Source organism: Stenotrophomonas sp. GW821-FHT01H02A, assembly GCF_059422145.1.
The window spans coordinates 323,578-338,532 of the sequence record NZ_JBWKWI010000002.1 but is presented as its reverse complement, the minus strand read 5'-3'; the positions used below and the strand labels follow the sequence as shown (position 1 = coordinate 338,532).

The 14,955-nt window shown below is 67.6% G+C and carries 16 protein-coding genes; 9 read left to right on the top strand and 7 right to left on the bottom strand.

Features of this window, described 5'->3' with window-relative positions; genetic code table 11:
* Positions 1-35: 35 nt before the first annotated feature.
* From mdtD to AC07WC_RS04885, 5 genes are all read right to left on the bottom strand, one after another.
* On the bottom strand, positions 36-1,439 hold the full coding sequence (mdtD, locus tag AC07WC_RS04905; protein WP_495208999.1) for a multidrug transporter subunit MdtD: 1,404 nt from the start codon (positions 1,437-1,439) through the stop codon (positions 36-38).
* Positions 1,440-1,972: 533 nt separating this feature from the next.
* A complete protein-coding gene (gene hemE, locus AC07WC_RS04900; RefSeq protein WP_495208998.1) occupies positions 1,973-3,046 on the bottom strand; it encodes a uroporphyrinogen decarboxylase in 1,074 nt (357 codons plus the stop codon).
* Positions 3,047-3,111: 65 nt separating this feature from the next.
* Positions 3,112-3,363, bottom strand: a complete 252-nt coding sequence (locus tag AC07WC_RS04895) for a WGR domain-containing protein (RefSeq protein WP_495208997.1) — start codon at positions 3,361-3,363, stop codon at positions 3,112-3,114.
* A gap of 71 nt (positions 3,364-3,434) precedes the next feature.
* Positions 3,435-4,544: a 3-dehydroquinate synthase gene (gene aroB / locus AC07WC_RS04890; protein WP_495208996.1), complete on the bottom strand. Its 1,110-nt coding sequence runs from the start codon at positions 4,542-4,544 to the stop codon at positions 3,435-3,437.
* Positions 4,541-5,083 (bottom strand): shikimate kinase, encoded by a 543-nt coding sequence (locus tag AC07WC_RS04885; RefSeq protein WP_495208995.1) that lies wholly within the window; start codon positions 5,081-5,083, stop codon positions 4,541-4,543. The genes aroB and AC07WC_RS04885 overlap by 4 nt, the downstream gene beginning before the upstream one ends.
* Positions 5,084-5,178: 95 nt before the next feature.
* Between AC07WC_RS04885 and AC07WC_RS04880 the strand changes: the two genes are divergently transcribed.
* Positions 5,179-5,382, top strand: a complete 204-nt coding sequence (locus tag AC07WC_RS04880) for a dodecin family protein (protein ID WP_019186071.1) — start codon at positions 5,179-5,181, stop codon at positions 5,380-5,382.
* 25 nt (positions 5,383-5,407) lie between these two features.
* Here AC07WC_RS04880 and AC07WC_RS04875 read toward each other — a convergent pair whose 3' ends face one another.
* The gene (locus tag AC07WC_RS04875) at positions 5,408-6,235 is read right to left on the bottom strand and encodes a kinase (RefSeq protein WP_495208994.1); all 828 of its coding nucleotides are present in this window, start codon (positions 6,233-6,235) and stop codon (positions 5,408-5,410) included.
* A gap of 41 nt (positions 6,236-6,276) precedes the next feature.
* Between AC07WC_RS04875 and pdxH the strand changes: the two genes are divergently transcribed.
* On the top strand, positions 6,277-6,876 hold the full coding sequence (gene pdxH, locus AC07WC_RS04870; protein WP_495208993.1) for a pyridoxamine 5'-phosphate oxidase: 600 nt from the start codon (positions 6,277-6,279) through the stop codon (positions 6,874-6,876).
* Here pdxH and prpR read toward each other — a convergent pair whose 3' ends face one another.
* On the bottom strand, positions 6,877-8,490 hold the full coding sequence (gene prpR / locus AC07WC_RS04865; RefSeq protein ID WP_495209116.1) for a propionate catabolism operon regulatory protein PrpR: 1,614 nt from the start codon (positions 8,488-8,490) through the stop codon (positions 6,877-6,879).
* A gap of 163 nt (positions 8,491-8,653) precedes the next feature.
* Here prpR and prpB point away from each other — a divergent pair, with 163 nt between their 5' ends.
* The 7 genes from prpB (at position 8,654) to AC07WC_RS04830 (ending at position 14,909) form a co-directional block, all read left to right on the top strand.
* On the top strand, positions 8,654-9,544 hold the full coding sequence (prpB, locus tag AC07WC_RS04860; RefSeq protein WP_070425708.1) for a methylisocitrate lyase: 891 nt from the start codon (positions 8,654-8,656) through the stop codon (positions 9,542-9,544).
* A 27-nt stretch (positions 9,545-9,571) separates the two neighbouring features.
* The gene (gene prpC / locus AC07WC_RS04855; protein WP_495208992.1) at positions 9,572-10,729 is read left to right on the top strand and encodes a bifunctional 2-methylcitrate synthase/citrate synthase; all 1,158 of its coding nucleotides are present in this window, start codon (positions 9,572-9,574) and stop codon (positions 10,727-10,729) included.
* Between the two features lie 139 nt (positions 10,730-10,868).
* Positions 10,869-13,484, top strand: a complete 2,616-nt coding sequence (gene acnD, locus AC07WC_RS04850) for a Fe/S-dependent 2-methylisocitrate dehydratase AcnD (RefSeq protein WP_495208991.1) — start codon at positions 10,869-10,871, stop codon at positions 13,482-13,484.
* A 97-nt stretch (positions 13,485-13,581) separates the two neighbouring features.
* Entirely contained in the window at positions 13,582-13,848 is a 267-nt protein-coding gene (locus AC07WC_RS04845; RefSeq protein ID WP_495208990.1) for a hypothetical protein, read from the top strand.
* A gap of 59 nt (positions 13,849-13,907) precedes the next feature.
* Positions 13,908-14,297, top strand: a complete 390-nt coding sequence (locus AC07WC_RS04840) for a hypothetical protein (RefSeq protein WP_495208989.1) — start codon at positions 13,908-13,910, stop codon at positions 14,295-14,297.
* A gap of 41 nt (positions 14,298-14,338) precedes the next feature.
* Positions 14,339-14,596 carry a type II toxin-antitoxin system ParD family antitoxin gene (locus tag AC07WC_RS04835; protein ID WP_019186079.1) on the top strand — a complete coding sequence of 86 codons (258 nt, stop codon included), beginning with the start codon at positions 14,339-14,341 and terminating at the stop codon, positions 14,594-14,596.
* A 25-nt stretch (positions 14,597-14,621) separates the two neighbouring features.
* Positions 14,622-14,909 carry a type II toxin-antitoxin system RelE/ParE family toxin gene (locus AC07WC_RS04830; RefSeq protein ID WP_495208988.1) on the top strand — a complete coding sequence of 96 codons (288 nt, stop codon included), beginning with the start codon at positions 14,622-14,624 and terminating at the stop codon, positions 14,907-14,909.
* Positions 14,910-14,955: the final 46 nt, after the last annotated feature.

The following is a 14,955-nucleotide window of genomic DNA, read 5'->3' as shown; positions in this document are numbered from 1 at the left end:
GGCGATCCGTTGCTCCGCTGCCCCGCTGTCGGCGGTTACTCGGCCACCTCTTCAACGTCGCGCGGCGAGGGCCGCGTGTCGGGCAGCTGCCAGAAGATCAGCGTGGAGGTGAGGGTGATGGCACCCACGCAGACGAAGGTGGCGTGCAGCGCGGCCGTGGCACCGTGCGAAGCATCGAGGTGATTGAAGGCCGCGAGCAGGCTGCCGGCGGCAGCGGCACCGAAGCCGGTGGCGAGCATCATCACCATCGAGAGCAGGCTGTTGCCGGCACTGGCGAAATCGCGGTCCAGGTCGCGCAGAGTCACAGTGTTCATGACGGTGAACTGCAGCGAGTTGACGGCGCCGAACACCGCCAGCTGCACGATGCGGATCCACAGCGGCTGGCCGGGGGTCATGAAGATGAAGCTGGCCATCGCCAGGCCGACGAGCACGGTATTGACCATGAGCACGCGGCGGTAGCCGAAGCGTTCGACCAGCTTGACCGCGTAGCGTTTGGAGACCATGCCGGCCGCGGCGACCGGAATCATCAACAGGCCGGCATTCATCGGACTCATGCCCATGCCGACCTGCAGCAGCAGCGGAATCAGCAGCGGCATGGCGCTGCTGCCGATGCGTGAGAACAGGTTGCCGAGGATGCCGATGCGGTAGCTGGGCACGTGGAACAGCGCGAGCGAGAACAGCGGCGCCGTGGAGTTGGCGGCGTGCAGCCAGTAACCGACGAGGGCGGCGAGGCCGGCGACGGTCATCAGCATGACCAGGGCATGGGGCGTGGCCATGCCGGAGATGCCGTCCAGCGCGAGGGACAGCACGACCATGCCGAACGCGAGCATGAGGTAGCCGGCGATGTCGAAGCGGGTGCGGTGTTCGGCGTAGTGGTCGGGCATGATCTTCATCGCCGCGACGTAGCCGATGATGCCGATCGGCAGGTTGATCAGGAACACCCAGTGCCAGGAGGCGACTTCGACCAGCCAGCCACCCAGGGTGGGGCCGATGAGGGGGCCGATCAGGGCGGGGATGGCGATGAAGCTCATGGCGCGAAGGAATTCTTCGCGGGAGACCGAGCGCATCACGGCGAGGCGGCCGACCGGCAGCAGCATGGCGCCGCCGATGCCCTGCAGGACACGTGCACCGACCAGTTGGTGCAGGGTCTGGGCCAGGGCGCAGGCGAGCGAGCCGAGGGTGAACAGGATGATGGCGACGAGGAAGGTGCGCCGTGTGCCGAAGCGGTCGGCGATCCAGCCGGAGGCGGGGATGAAGGTGGCGACGGCGAGGGCGTAGCTGAAGACGACGGACTGCATCTGCAGCGGGCTTTCGCCGAGGCTGCGGGCCATGGCAGGCAATGCGGTGTTGACGATGGTGGAGTCCAGCATCTGCATGAAGATGGCCAGCGATACGAGCCACAACAGGGGCCGGATCGAGGCGTAGCTGCTGGTCGTCATGGTGCGGGGCCTTCGTCAACGAGGGCGATATGATCGCCGATGTGGGATCAGGGTGTGGTCAAGAGCCGGAGCCGAAGCCGAAGCCGGAGCGAAGCCGAAGCCGAAGCCGAAGCTTTGGTGCGGTCGGTGTCGCGGAGAGGGTGCGGCACGGGTGGGTCGGCGGGACACGCCGTAAATCCGTCCATGGAGGCTCATGTCGCGCCATCCATGGCGCTCATGGTCCCGCCAACCCACCCGTGCCACACCCATGACCGTTGTCTGGCTGTCTGGGGAAGAGCGGAAATGCAGGCAATCAGGCGCTCGTTTGCCTGGAATGGACGTGTGTCGGAAATGACAGGGTAGATGCACGCCATGCGTGGATGGCCGCGCGCAGCGCGGCAATGATCGACCGATCGGGCACTCGACGGGAGGCTCACGTCCTTTCGATGTGCAAAAAAAGAAAGCACGCGTCCTGGATGCAGAACGCGTGCGTCGTCGGCCATGCCCAGGCAGTGCCGGCCGCTGGCCGCTGGCCGGCTACCTGGCGATGGCGATCAGCGTCGGCTCAAGCGGTGGACGGCGTCGACCAGCACCTGCACGTGCTCGGGGTTCATGTCCGGGGACATGCCGTGGCCGAGGTTGAAGACGTGGCCTTCGCGGGAGCCGCCGTTGCCTTGGGCGTAGCTGTCGAGCACCTGCCCGGCGGCGCGTTCGATGGCGGCCGGGTTGCCGTAGAGCGTGGTTGGGTCGAGGTTGCCTTGCAGGGCGACGCGGCCGCCGGTGCGGGCGACGGCGTCGGCGAGGTCGAGGGTCCAGTCGACGCCGAGGGCGTCGGCGCCGGTGTCGGCGAGGGCGCCGAGGTGCAGGCCGGTGCCTTTGCCGAACAGGATCAGCGGGGTGCGGTCGCTGCCTTCGCCGCGTTCGAGTTCCTGGGCGATGCGGGTCAGGTAGCGCAGGGAGAATTCGCGGTACATGCCGGGGCTGAGCACGCCGCCCCAGGTGTCGAAGACCTGCAGCACCTGCGCGCCGGCCGCGCGCTGGGCGGCGAGGTAGGCGATCACCGCGTCGGTGACGACCGAGAGCAGCTGGTGCAGGGCGGCCGGTTCGTTCAGGGCCATCGCCTTGATGCGGGCGAAGTCCTTGCTGCCGCCGCCTTCGACCATGTAGCAGGCCAGCGTCCACGGGCTGCCGGAGAAGCCGATCAGGGGCACGCTGCCGTTGAGTTCACGACGGATCACGCGCACGGCGTCCATCACGTAGCGCAGTTCGGTTTCCATGTCCGGCACGGCCAGCCTGGCGATGGCCGCAGTGTCACGGACCGGGTGGCGGAACTTCGGGCCTTCGCCTTCGACGAAGTACAGCTCCAGGCCCATCGCGTCGGGAATGGTCAGGATGTCCGAGAACAGGATCGCGGCGTCGAGGTCGAAGCGGCGCAGCGGCTGCAGGGTGACTTCGCAGGCGATGTCGGGGTTCTTGGCCATGGCCAGGAAGCTGCCGGCCTTGGCGCGGGTGGCGCGGTACTCGGGCAGGTAACGACCGGCCTGGCGCATCAGCCAGACGGGGGTGCAGTCCACCGGTTCGCGGCGCAGGGCGCGCAGCAGGCGATCATGGCGGGAGGGGCTGGTCACGGAACGCTTCCTTGGGATCTGGTGGCGCGGGGCCGAATGGGGCAGGGCAGAGCGGTGGTGGCCGCTCAGTGCGGCGGATCGCCGCTGGTGTAGGTCACTTCGTAGCCGCGGTGCAGGTGCGCATCGCGCGCCTTCTCGAACGCGGCCAGCGCCTGGTCTTCCTCCAGGTACAGCTCGCGGCGCAGCTGCCCGCGCCCGCCGATCGGGCCGGACTCCAGCAGCAGCTCCCAGCCACCGAACAGGTCCGGTTGCAGGGTGAGCTGGAGATAGCGGGCCGGATCGGCACCGCGGGCGTGTTGGTGCAGGAAGACGCGCATGCCCCGATTGTAGCCGTGAACGCCGCAGGCGGCCGTCGGCGACGCGGCAGGTGCGGCGGAACGTCGCAGGCTCAGCCGGCGGCGAGCACGTGCAGCACGTCCGCCTCGTCGACATCGGCGACCACTTCGGCGCGACCGACCCCGCGCCACAGCACCAGGCGCAGGCGGCCGGCGACGTTCTTCTTGTCCAGCCGCATCCGGGCCAGCAGGGCCTCGGGCTGCAGGCCGGCCGGAATCGCCACCGGCAGTTCGTAGCGCAGCAGCAGCTCGCGCAACTGCCCGGTGTCGGCGTCCTCGCTCATGCCCAGCCGGGCCGACAGGCGCGCGGCCAGCACCATGCCGACCGCGACCGCTTCGCCATGGTTGAGGTTGTCGTTGCCCGGCGCGCCGTAGCCTTGTTCGGTCTCGATCGCGTGGCCAAAGGTGTGGCCGAGGTTGAGCAGGGCGCGTTCGCCTTTTTCCAGCGGATCGCGCGCGACGATCTCGGCCTTGTGCTCGCAGCTGCGCGCGATGGCCTGGGCCAGCGCCGTGTCATCACCCGCCAGCAGCGCGCCGTGTTCGGCCTGCAGCCACTGGAAGAACAACGGATCGCGGATCGCGCCGTACTTGATCACTTCGGCCAGGCCGGCGCGCAGTTCCCGGGGCGGCAGGGTGCGCAGGGCAGCGGTGTCGGCGATGACGGCGCGCGGCGGGTGGAACGCGCCGACCAGGTTCTTGCCTTCAGGGATGTCCACCGCGGTCTTGCCGCCGACCGAGGAATCGACCATCGCCAGCAGCGAGGTCGGCAGCTGCACGCAGTCCACGCCGCGCATCCAACAGGCCGCGGCGAAGCCGGCCAGATCACCGGCGACGCCACCGCCGAGGGCCATCACGCAGGCATCGCGGGTGGCGCCGAGGGCGGCCAGCGCCGTGATCGCATCGCCGAAGTGGGCCAGGGTCTTGGAGGCTTCGCCGGCTGGCAGCACCAGCTCACCGATCAGCAGGTCCGGGCGCGTGGCCAGCAGCGCGGCCTTCACCCCGGCCAGATAGAGCGGCGCGACCGAGGAGTCGCTGAGCAGCAGCACATAGCGACCGCGCACATGGCGCGCCAGCAGCTCGCCCTGGCCGAGCAGGCCCGGGCCGATGTGGATGGTATAGGGGGTGTCGCCGCTGACGGCAACGGTACGCGGGGAGGGGGTCATTCGGGTGTTTCCTGTCGCTGCCACTGCGCGGCCAGGCGCAGCACCAGCTGCGCGGTGGCCTCGGCGGGCGTGTAGAGATCGGTATCCAGGGTAAGGTCGGCCAGGCCCTGGTAGAGCGGATCGCGGGCGGCGGCCATCGCGTGCAGCACCTGCTCGCGGTCCGGGCGCTGCAGCAGCGGGCGGCTGCGGTCGCGGGCCAGCCGCTCCAGCTGGGCCGGCACGCTGACCCGCAGGTAGACCACGAAGCCACGCCGGGCGATCGCCGCGCGGTTGTCCGGATCCAGTACGGCGCCACCACCGGTGGAGATCAGTTGGCCGTGGCCGTCCAGCAGGGCGTGCAGGACCTGGCGCTCGTGCTGGCGGAAGCCGGCTTCCCCGGCGTGTTCGAAGATCGCCGGAATGCTGGCCCCGGTACTGTCCACGATGGCCTGGTCGGCATCCACGAAGCCCAGCGTGAAGCGCTCGGCCAGCCGGCGCCCGATGCAGGTTTTGCCGGCGCCCATCGGGCCAATCAGGATGAGGTTCGGAGCGGGATTCATTACCCTCGATCCTAACATCTCCGTGCCATCGCCTTTACGCGGCGGCCCCCATGGTGGGGCGGCGCGGAGTGTCCCGCGCGCCACTGGAGCGACCCATGTCCGTAGCCAAAATCATCGAGATCAACGCCTCCTCCAAGACCAGCGTCGAGGACGCGGTGCGCAGCGGCCTGAAGAAGGTGTCCGAGACAGTCAAGGGCATCCAGGGCGCCTGGATCAATGAAACCAAGGTCGTCACCGATGGCGAGGGCAACATCACCGAGTGGCGGGTGAATCTGCGGGTGACCTTCCTGGTCAGCTGATCCGGGGCTCGCTGCGCTGACGCGATCAGCGCGTCGAGATGATCCGGCGTTGCTCGTCGAGCGCGATCACCGTGTCTGCCAGCGCAGGCAGGGTGCGCAGCGCCTGGCGGCTGACCCGCTCGTAGTACTGCACGAAGCGCTCCAGCTGGGCGCGGCTCATGCTGCTGCGGTCGGGCTGGGCCGCCTGCAGGTTCTGTTCCTGCTGCCAGCGCCAGCGTGGGATCACCGAGAAGTCCGGCGGCTGCAGGAACCAGAGCCGGTCGCAGCGCTGCCACAGCGCGGGATAGTCGGCCGCAAGCGCCTGGTTGCACCAGCGCCGCCAACGCCCATCCGTGTCCGCGTCGCGCTCGAGCGCGTTGAGCGGCGCCTCCAGCTCGGCGTCGTCCTGCGCCGGCGTGCCCAGGAACCAGCCTTCGAACACCAGCAGGTCGAGCGGACCGTCGACGTGTGTCCAGTCCTTTTCCGGCAGGCGCTCGTCGGCGAGCTTGTCGAAACGGGGCAGGGCCACCGGGCCGCCGGCTGCGACCGCATCCAGCGTGGCGTGGGCCAGGGCGAGGTCATGGGTGCCCGGCGGACCGCGGGTGAGCAGCAGCGGGTGCACCTGCCGGGCCAGGCGTTGTCGCTGGGTCCGGGTGAGGTAGACATCGTCGATGGAGAGCATCGCCGCACGCAGGCCGTGCGCGTCCGCCAGGGCCACCACCTGGGCGGCCAGCGTCGATTTGCCGCTCCCCTGCAGGCCGCTGATCGCCAATACTGGAATGGCGGCATCGCAGCTCAGTGCGTCGTCCAGCGCCTGTGCGACCAGCGCATCCGGGAATCCTTTCATCGGGGGCATGTACGCAGGTGCAGGCATGCAGCGACAATAAACCCAAACCGCGTGACAAGAAAACCGCCATGACCGATCTGTATGCCGAAGCGTTGTCCACCTTTGCCGGGCTGTTCGAAGAAGCCAAGGCGAGCCGCGAAGTCGAACCCAATGCGATGACCGTGGCCACCGCCGACCAGAACCGCCAGCCGTCGGCGCGTACCGTGCTGCTCAAGGCCTTCGATGAGCGCGGCTTCGTGTTCTACACCCACCTGGACAGCCACAAAGGCCGCGAATTGCAGGCCAATCCGCAGGCCGCGCTGCTGTTCCTGTGGCGCAGCCTGCGCGAGGCCGGCATCCAGGTGCGCATCGAAGGCCGCGTGGAGCAGGTCAGCGATGCCGAGGCCGATGCGTATTTCGCCTCGCGCCCGCGCATGAGCCAGATTGGCGCGTGGGCATCGCTGCAATCGAAGACGCTGGCCTCACGCGAGGAGTTCGATGCACGCGTGGCGACTACCGAGGCCAGCTTCGACGGCCGGGACGTGCCGCGCCCGGAAGGCTGGAGCGGGCTGCGCGTGGTGCCGCAGCGGATCGAGTTCTGGTATGGCGCGCAGTTCCGTCTGCACGAGCGCTGGTGCTACGAGGCCGGCACCGATGGCCGGTGGAGCAAGCGGATGCTGTTCCCGTAATCAGCCCGGTGTTGCCTCGCGCAGCCACCGCCACAGCGTCGTCCGTGACACCCCCAGCTGTGCGCATGCCCGCTCGCGGTTGCCGCCGCAGTCGGCCAGCAGCTGCTGCAGCACCTGCGCATCCGGACGCCCCGCCGCGGCACCGGCGATCGCCGCGGGCGCGGTGATGGATCGGCTCGCGGGCAGGCTGTGCACCGCATGCAGCTCCGGCAGCCATTGCAGCATCTGCGCCAACGTCAGTTCGCCGGGCTGCTGCCAGTGGATCCGCAGCCGGTCCACCATGTTGCGCAGCTCGCGCACGTTGCCAGGCCAGGGGTAGTCGCGCAGTCGTGCCAGCGCCTCGGCGGACAGCGGTGCCTCCGTGCCGGACAACTGCCGGAAGAAATGCCCGACCAGCAGCGGGACATCGTCACGGCGCGCGTGCAGCGTCGGCAGCGCGATGCGCAGCGCGGCCAGGCGGTAGTAGAGATCGCGGCGGAAACGCTGCGCGTCCACCAGCGTTTCCAGGGTCTGCAGCGTGGCCGCGACCACGCGCACGTCCACCGGGGTCGGCTCGGTGGCGCCGACGCGCAGCACTTCACGCTCTTCCAGCACCCGCAGCAACCGGGTCTGCAGCGGCAACGGCAGTTCGCCGATCTCATCAAGGAACAGGGTGCCGCCGTCGGCCGCTTCCACCAGGCCGACGCGCCCGCCACGACGCGCGCCGGTGAAGGCCCCTTCGTTGTAGCCGAACAGCTCCGCTTCGAGCAGGGATTCGCTGATCGCCCCGCAGTTCAGTGCCACAAAGCGGCCACGGCGGCCACTGCCGGCATGCAGTTGCCGCGCCACCAGTTCCTTGCCGGTGCCGGTGGCGCCGGTGATCAGCACGGTACTGTCGTAAGGCGCATACAGTGCGATGTGCTCGCGCACCTGCTGCATCGCGGCGCTGTCGCCGAGCAGGGCATGATCGGTATCGCGCTGCCTGGCCGGTGTCCGTCGCCGCGGTGACGGCGCGCCGGAGCGGGCCAGGGTCTGGGTCAACTCCAGCGCGTGTTCGAACGCGTGCCGCACCGAATCGGCCGAGTACAGCAGCACGCCGGGCAGACCGACCTGTTCGGCATGGTCGATCGCCATGCCGGTGCCGACGATCACTTCGATGCCATTGGCGCGCATGTCCGCGATGCAGTCGCGCGCGTCCTCGCGGGTGACGAAGCGGCGATGCTCGATGTCCAGCCCGAAGCTGTGCTGGAAACTGCCGAAGGTCGGCACATCGGTGGCGTGCGTGACCAGGCCGATCCGCGGGGCGATCCGGCGCGCGCGCGCGAGCGCTTCCATCAGGTCGAAGCCGTTGGCCTGGATCGGCACCAGGGGCACCTCCAGCCGGCTGCGCAGGTAGGCCGCATTCGAGCCGCCGGCGATCACCACGTCACAGTGTTCGCGGCGCAGGCGCTGGCCGATCACATCCACCGCCTCTTCGAAGCCGAGGTTGATCGGCACGATGCGGGCGCGGCGGTCGAATTCCGGGATCACATCGCCGAGCAACCCGGTCAGGCGCGACACGCTGACGGTCCAGATCACCGGCAGCTGTCCGGCATCCGGATCAGACGGGCGGGAACGGTGGCGGGGCAGGCTGATCGACATGGTGATGTTTCAACGTTTCAGTTGCAGCCATGTTACAGACGTTTCAATGTTTCAAGGTGAAACGTCCTGGGCCCGGTGTTGACGTAATGAAGTCAGACACTTGCAGGCTGGCACGGCCCTTGCGCTCATCAACCTGTCAACCACGATGGAATGCCGCATGAGCACCCCTGTTTCCTCCGCTGGCGCCCGTTTCCGCGCCGCACTGGCCGCCGAATCGCCGTTGCAGGTGATCGGCGCGATCAACGCCAACCACGCGCTGCTGGCCAAGCGCGCCGGCTACCGGGCGATCTATCTGTCCGGCGGCGGCGTCGCGGCCGGCTCGCTGGGCCTGCCGGACCTGGGCATCAACACCCTGGAAGACGTGCTGATCGACGTGCGCCGCATCACCGATGTGTGCGACCTGCCGCTGATGGTGGACATCGACACCGGGTTCGGCCCGAGCGCGTTCAACATCGCGCGTACCGTCAAGTCGCTGATCAAGGCCGGCGCGGCCGCCTGCCACATCGAAGACCAGGTCGGCGCCAAGCGCTGCGGTCACCGCCCGGGCAAGGAGATCGTGTCGCAGGGGGAGATGGTGGACCGGGTCAAGGCCGCCGCCGATGCCAAGACCGATCCGGACTTCTTCCTGATCGCACGCACCGACGCCATCCAGGTCGACGGTGTGGATGCGGCGATCGAACGGGCCATCGCCTGCGTCGAGGCCGGTGCCGACGGCATCTTCGCCGAGGCCGCCTACGATCTGGACACTTACCGCCGCTTCGTCGATGCGGTGAAGGTCCCGGTGCTGGCCAACATCACCGAGTTCGGTGCCACGCCGCTGTTCAGCCGCGATGAACTGGCCTCCGCCGGCGTCGCCATCCAGCTGTTCCCGCTGTCCGCGTTCCGTGCTGCCAACAAGGCGGCCGAGAACGTGTATGAGACCATCCGCCGCGAGGGCCACCAGCGTAATGTGGTGGAGGCGATGCAGACCCGCGAGGAACTCTACGACCGTATCGGTTACCACGCCTTCGAGCAGCAGCTCGATGCGTTGTTCGCCGCCAAGAAGTAAGACCGCACACTGTTTTCTGGAGGGATCATGAGCGACACCACTACCGCCTCCGGCTTCAAGCCGAAGAAATCCGTCGCCCTGTCGGGCACCGCCGCCGGCAACACCGCGCTGTGCACCGTCGGCCGCAGCGGCAACGACCTGCACTACCGCGGGTACGACATCGCCGATCTGGCCAACACCAGCGAGTTCGAGGAAATCGCGCATCTGCTGGTTCACGGCAAACTGCCGACCCGCGCCGAACTGGTCGCCTACAAGACCAAGCTGAAGTCGCTGCGGGGCATCCCGGCCGCGGTCAAGGCCGCGCTGGAAGAACTGCCGCCGTCGGCGCACCCGATGGACGTGATGCGCACTGGCGTTTCCGTGCTGGGCTGCGTGTCGCCGGAGAAGGACGACCACAACCATCCGGGCGCGCGCGACATCGCCGACAAGCTGATGGCCTGCCTGGGCTCGATGCTGCTGTACTGGTATCACTGGAGCCACAACGGCCGTGCGATCGACGTGGAGACCGACGACGACTCCATCGGCGGCCACTTCCTGCACCTGCTGCACGGTGAGAAGCCGCAGGATTCCTGGGTCAAGGCGATGCACACCTCGCTGATCCTGTACGCCGAGCACGAGTTCAACGCCTCGACCTTCGCCTGCCGCGTCATCGCCGGCACCGGCAGCGACATGTACAGCGCGATCACCGGCGGTATCGGTGCACTGCGCGGTCCCAAGCATGGCGGCGCCAACGAAGTGGCGTTCGAAGTGCAGAAGCGTTACGACAGTCCGGACGACGCCGAGGCCGACATCAAGGCCCGCGTGGAACGCAAGGAAGTCGTGATCGGTTTCGGCCACCCGGTCTACACCGTCAGCGACCCGCGCAACAACATCATCAAGGAGGTCGCGCGCGACCTGTCCGCCGAGCAGCAGAACGTCAAGATGTACGACATCGCCGAGCGTCTGGAATCGGTGATGTGGGACATCAAGAAGATGTTCCCGAACCTGGATTGGTTCAGCGCGGTCAGCTATCACATGATGGGCGTGCCGACGGCGATGTTCACCCCGTTGTTCGTGATCGCGCGTACCTCCGGTTGGAGCGCGCACATCATCGAGCAGCGCATCGACGGCAAGATCATCCGCCCGAGCGCGAACTACACCGGCCCGGAAGACCAGGCCTTCGTGCCGATCGACCAGCGCAGGTAAGACAGACGTACCGCACCCGTTCGCGGGTGCTTTGCGGAACAGGCCGGCGCGATGCCGGTCTGCTCCGTTGCGGCGTCGCTACTCCTTCTTCGCCGGTGTCACGACGCCCCGGCCCGCCAACAAGCAGCTATCGCCAGCCATGAATACTCAGTACCGCAAGAACCTCCCCGGCACCGCGCTGGACTATTTCGATACCCGTGCCGCCGTCGATGCGATCCAGCCCGGTGCCTATGCCACGCTGCCATACACCTCGCGCGTGCTGGCCGAAAACCTGGTGCGCCGCTGCGACCCGGCCACGCTGGAGCCCTCGCTGCGCCAGCTGATCGAGCGTCGCCAGGACCTGGATTTCCCGTGGTTCCCGGCACGCGTGGTGTGCCATGACATTCTCGGCCAGACCGCCCTGGTGGACCTGGCCGGCCTGCGCGATGCCATCGCCGATGCCGGCGGTGACCCGGCGCAGATCAATCCGGTGGTGCCGACCCAGCTGATCGTCGATCACTCGCTGGCGGTGGAATTCCCGGGCTTCGACAAGGCAGCGTTCGAGAAGAACCGCGCCGTCGAAGACCGCCGCAATGAAGACCGGTTCCACTTCATCAACTGGACCAAGAAGGCGTTCAAGAACGTCGACGTGATTCCGCCGGGCAACGGGATCATGCATCAGATCAACCTGGAGAAGATGTCACCGGTCGTGCAGGTGCGCGACGGCGTGGCCTTCCCGGATACCTGCGTGGGCACCGACAGCCACACCCCGCACGTGGACGCCCTGGGCGTGATCGCGATCGGCGTGGGCGGCCTGGAAGCGGAGAGCGTGATGCTCGGCCGTGCCTCCTGGATGCGCCTGCCCGACATCATCGGCGTGGAGCTGACCGGCCGCCCGCAGCCGGGCATCACCTGCACCGACGTGGTGCTGGCGCTGACCGAGTTCCTGCGCAAGGAGCGCGTGGTCGGTGCGTGGATCGAGTTCTACGGCGAGGGCGCCAATGCGCTGACCATCGGTGACCGCGCCACCATCTCCAACATGACGCCGGAGTTCGGTGCCACCGCGGCGATGTTCTACATCGACCAGCAGACCCTGGATTACCTGCGCCTGACCGGCCGCGAGGACGACCAGGTCGCACTCGTGGAAACCTACGCCAAGGCCACCGGCCTGTGGGCCGACGATCTGGTCACCGCGCAGTACGAGCGCGTGCTGCAGTTCGACCTGTCCACCGTGGTGCGCAACATGGCCGGCCCGTCGAACCCGCACAAGCGCGTGGCGACCACCGACCTGGCCGCGCGCGGCATCGCCGATGAAGGCAAGCTGGCCTCGGGCAAGCAGGAGCAGGCCGATGGCCTGATGCCCGATGGTGCGGTGATCATCGCCGCGATCACCAGCTGCACCAACACCAGCAACCCGCGCAACGTCATCTCCGCGGCATTGCTGGCCCGCAATGCCAACCGCGCGGGGCTGACCCGCAAGCCGTGGGTGAAGAGCTCGCTGGCGCCCGGTTCCAAGGCCGTGCAGCTGTATCTGGAAGAAGCCGGCCTGCTGACCGAACTGGAACAGATGGGCTTTGGCATCGTCGCCTTCGCCTGCACCACCTGCAATGGCATGAGCGGCGCGCTGGACCCGAAGATCCAGCAGGAAGTGATCGACCGCGACCTGTATGCCACCGCCGTGCTTTCGGGCAACCGCAACTTCGACGGCCGCATCCACCCGTACGCCAAGCAGGCGTTCCTGGCCTCGCCGCCGCTGGTGGTCGCCTATGCGATCGCCGGCACGGTGCGCTTCGATATCGAAAAGGATGCGCTCGGCCATGACGCCGACGGCAACCCGATCACGCTGAAGGACCTGTGGCCGAGCGATGCCGAGATCGACGCAGTGGTCAAGGCCTGCGTCAAGCCGGAACAGTTCCGCAAGGTCTACGACCCGATGTTCACCTTCAAGGTGGAACACGGTGCACCGATCAGCCCGCTGTACGACTGGCGCCCGCAGAGCACCTATATCCGCCGCCCGCCGTATTGGGAAGGCGCGCTGGCCGGGGCCCGCAGCCTGACCGGCATGCGCCCGCTGGCGGTGCTCGGCGACAACATCACCACCGATCACCTGTCGCCCTCCAACGCGATCATGGCCAGCAGCGCGGCCGGTGAATACCTGGCGAAGATGGGCCTGCCCGAGGAAGACTTCAATTCGTACGCGACGCACCGCGGCGATCACCTCACCGCGCAGCGTGCGACGTTCGCCAACCCGAAGCTGATCAACGAAATGGCCGTGGTCGATGGCCAGGTCAAGCAGGGGTCGCTGGCGCGCGTGGAGCCGGAGGGCGAGGTCACCCGCATGTGGGAAGCGATCGAAACCTACATGGATCGCAAACAGCCGCTGATCATCATCGCCGGTGCCGACTACGGCCAGGGCAGCTCGCGCGACTGGGCCGCCAAGGGCGTGCGCCTGGCCGGCGTGGAAGCGATCGCCGCCGAAGGCTTCGAACGCATCCACCGCACCAACCTGATCGGCATGGGCGTGCTGCCGCTGGAGTTCAAGGAAGGCGTCAACCGCAAGACCCTGGGCATCGACGGCACCGAAACCTTCGACGTGCTGGGCGAGCGCGTGCCGCGTGCCGAGCTGACCCTGGTCATCCACCGCCGCAACGGTGAACAGCTGCGGGTGCCGGTCACCTGCCGCCTGGATACCGCTGAAGAAGTCTCGATCTACGAGGCCGGCGGCGTACTGCAGCGGTTTGCCCAGGACTTCCTGGAATCGGCGCAGTCGATGTGACGGTATGCCAGGCCCGCCCGCGAGGTGCGGGCCTGGCGCGTCGCTGGCATGGGGCCATCGGCGCGTAGGTTCCACAATAACCGGGACAGGCGGCGACATGTTTTACACCGTGGCGGGCGCGATCAATACCGCCTTCATCCTGCTGAGCCTGGTGGGTGTGTGGGCCCAGCTGCGCAAGGTGTGGCAGCGCCGCGCGAGCGCGACGGCGGGCGCAATCGCCACCGATATCCTGTCGCTCAACCAGTTCACGGTCAGTTTCCTCGCCTACCTGTCGTTCTTCGTCTACGGCTACAGCATCCAGCCGTTCAACCACTTCATCGTGTGGCCGCGCCTGCTTGCCTCGGTGCTTGTGCTGCTGATCTGAGAGAGATCTGGACGGACCGGCGCAGCCGCGCTGCGACCGCCAGCCTTGTCCTGGCGTGCGTGGCGCTGTTGTGCGCACTGCTGGGCCTGGTGTGGGGGCAGCGTCACGTGGATGAGGGTCGCGTGCTCGCCTCGGCGATGATCGTGGCCGTTACCGCGCTGCTGGCCCAGGGCTATGCGCACCAGATCCTGCTGATCTGGCGCTCCGGCCGCACGGGCGCGGTGTCGCTGCGGATGAGCCAGCTGATCCTGCTGATGGACATCTCCACCATAGTGTTCGCCTTCGCCATGGGCCTGCGTCTGGGCTGGCCGTTGCTGCTGCTGGCCGTGGTCAGCGGAAGCACCAAGTTGATCATCCTGTGGCTGTTCCGCTGGGAGCGTCGTAGCGCGGTGGCCGAAATAGCGGAGCGGCGGGATGAACGAGGCGGAGTTGCGATCAATGAGATGTAGGCGCACACTTTTATGGCAAAAATTGCCAAAGAGGTCCGGTCATGGCCACGATGAACATCTCGCTCACCGATCCGCTCAAGCAGTTCGTCGATGAGGAAGTCAGCCAAGGGGGGTACTCCAGTACGTCCGACTACGTGCGCGACCTGATCCGCCAGCGCCAGCGGCAAAAGGCCGAAGAGCTGCTGCGCCGGTTGATTGCGGAGGGCTTGGCGTCTGGCCCAAGTGCCCCGGTCACCTCGGCAACTTTCGAGCGGATGCGCCGTGACCTGGCAGAGCGGTTGGACCGTGAAGCGGATTGAGTGGCGGCCACGCGCGGAACAGGACGTGGCCGACGCTGCGCTCTGGTTCGCGCGTCAGGGAGGGTTGGCGCTGGGCGAACGGTTCATCGCGACGGTGGATGCCACACTGCTGCGGATCGCGGCATTTCCTGGGGCAGGGTCCGCCCGGCACGCTTGGGTCAGCGATGACCTGCCGGTCGCACTGCGATTCGTGATCTTGCCCATCTTTGATCGCTGTTTGGTCTATTACCTTGACCTTCCGGACCGCGTTGACATCCTTCGCGTCTGGGATACCTCGCGCGGGCTCGATGCATTGATGGATCAGACGCCATGACCGTCCTCCGGTGCACGCAGCGCCATTCAAGCGGATGACGCATCCG